The sequence below is a fragment of the Caballeronia sp. dw_276 genome (assembly GCF_018449635.1).
Lineage (GTDB): Bacteria > Pseudomonadota > Gammaproteobacteria > Burkholderiales > Burkholderiaceae > Caballeronia.
Genome location: NZ_JAAVUV010000039.1, coordinates 1 through 1,834, shown reverse-complemented (window position 1 = coordinate 1,834; position 1,834 = coordinate 1). Strand labels below are relative to the sequence as shown.

Sequence of the window (1,834 nt, the reverse complement as noted above, 5' to 3'; positions counted from 1 at the left end):
TAGCGAGCAGTGAATGACCGCCGAGTTCGAAGAAGTCGTCATGCAGGCCCACGCGCCCGATGCGCAGCACCTGCGACCAGATCGCTGCCAGTTCGCGTTCGGTATCGGTGCGCGGCGCCACGTACGTCCCGCTGCGCTTCAGTTCGGGCGCCGGCAACGCGCGCCGATCCAGCTTGCCGTTCGCCGTCAGCGGCAGCGCATCGAGCATCATGTAATGCACCGGCACCATGTACTCCGGCAGCGTTTCGCGCAACGCGGCGCGCAGTGCCTCCGCTTCCGTCGTGTTCCCCGCGTCGGCGTCCGTGACCACGTACGCCACCAGCCGCTGGGCCGCCTCGCCCGTGCCATCCTCACGTGCCACCACTGCCGCCTGCCTCACCTGCGGCAATGCCATCAGCGCCGCCTCGATCTCGCCCGGCTCGATGCGAAAGCCCCGCACCTTCACCTGCCCGTCCGTACGCCCTTGGTACTCGAGGTTGCCGTCCGCCAGACGCCTCACCCGGTCGCCCGACGCATACATCCGCTGACCCGGCTCGCCGAACGGATCCGGTACAAAGCGCTCCGCCGTCAGCTCCGCACGATTCAGGTAACCCCGCGCCACGCCCTCGCCCGCGATATACAGCTCACCCGCCACGCCCACCGGCACCGGCCCGAGCCGGCTGTCCAGCACATACAGCCGCGTGTTCGCCAGCGGCCGCCCGATCGGCGCCGTACTGCCCGGCCCCGTCCACCCCGCCGGTACGCGGTACGTGCACACCCCGACCGTCGTCTCCGTCGGGCCGTAGTGATTCACCAGCACCGCGCCCGGATGCGCCGACTGCCAGGCCCGCACCACCTCCCGGCCCAGCGCCTCGCCACCGCTCACGCTCACCCCCGTGGCCGCGCCCCTGACCCCCAGCGACAGCAACGCCTTCAGATGGCTCGGCGTGAGCTTCACCAGCCGCTCGGGGTGCGTGCGCATCGCCTGCGCCAGCGCCTCCACGCCCTGCCCCGACGGCGCCACCAGCGTCACGCACCGGCCCGCCAGCAACGGCGGGTAGAAGCTCGTGTTCGTCAGGTCGAAGCTCACCGTCGCGTGCACCGTCGCATCCAGCCCTTCCGCTGCCTGCGGCAGGAACCCACGCGTCCCCAGCAGATAGTTCACCAGGTTCCCGTGCGTCACCATCACGCCCTTGGGACGACCCGTCGAACCCGAGGTGTAGATCACGTACGCCAGGTCCCCCCGGCTCACCGGCACATGCGGTGCGCTGCGCGCGTAGCGCTCAAGCTGCGCGCCGATCAGTGACGTGCCGATCCGCTCGCCATCGAACTCCGGTTGCGCGAGCCCCTGTGCGTCGTGACCCAGCAGCACCCGCGCACCACTATCCGAGAGCATGAAGCGTTGACGCTGCGCCGGCAGGGTCGGGTCCAGCGGCATGTACGCCGCGCCCGCCTTCAGTACCGCCAGCAGACAGATCACCGACTCCAGGCTGTGTTCGGCCAGCAGCGCCACCGGGTGCCTGCCGTCCACACCCCGCTCGCGCAGGTAGTGCGCCAGTTGGTTGGCCCGCACGTCCAGCTCCGCATAGTCCAGCCAGCGCTCGCCCTGGGCCAGCGCCTTCGCTCCCGGCGTCCGCGACGCCTGCTGCGCGAACAGTTCATGGACACTCCACGGTCCCTCGTGCGGCTGCGCGGTCGCATTCCACTCCACCAGTTCGCGATGCCGCTCGGCCGCATCCAGCATCGGCAGGTCACCGTTCGCCACCGACGCATCCGCGGCAACCGCCTGCAACAGCCGCACGGCGTGTCTCGCCATCTGCTCCATCGTCGCCGCGTCGAACAGCTCGCGGTCGTA

At 70.2% G+C, this 1,834-nt stretch carries 1 protein-coding gene; it reads right to left on the bottom strand.

Annotation, left to right across the window (positions count from 1 at the left end; all coding sequences use genetic code 11):
- The coding region (locus HB633_RS30495; protein WP_213781847.1) for an amino acid adenylation domain-containing protein at nt 1–1,834 on the bottom strand (1,834 nt) is incomplete at both ends.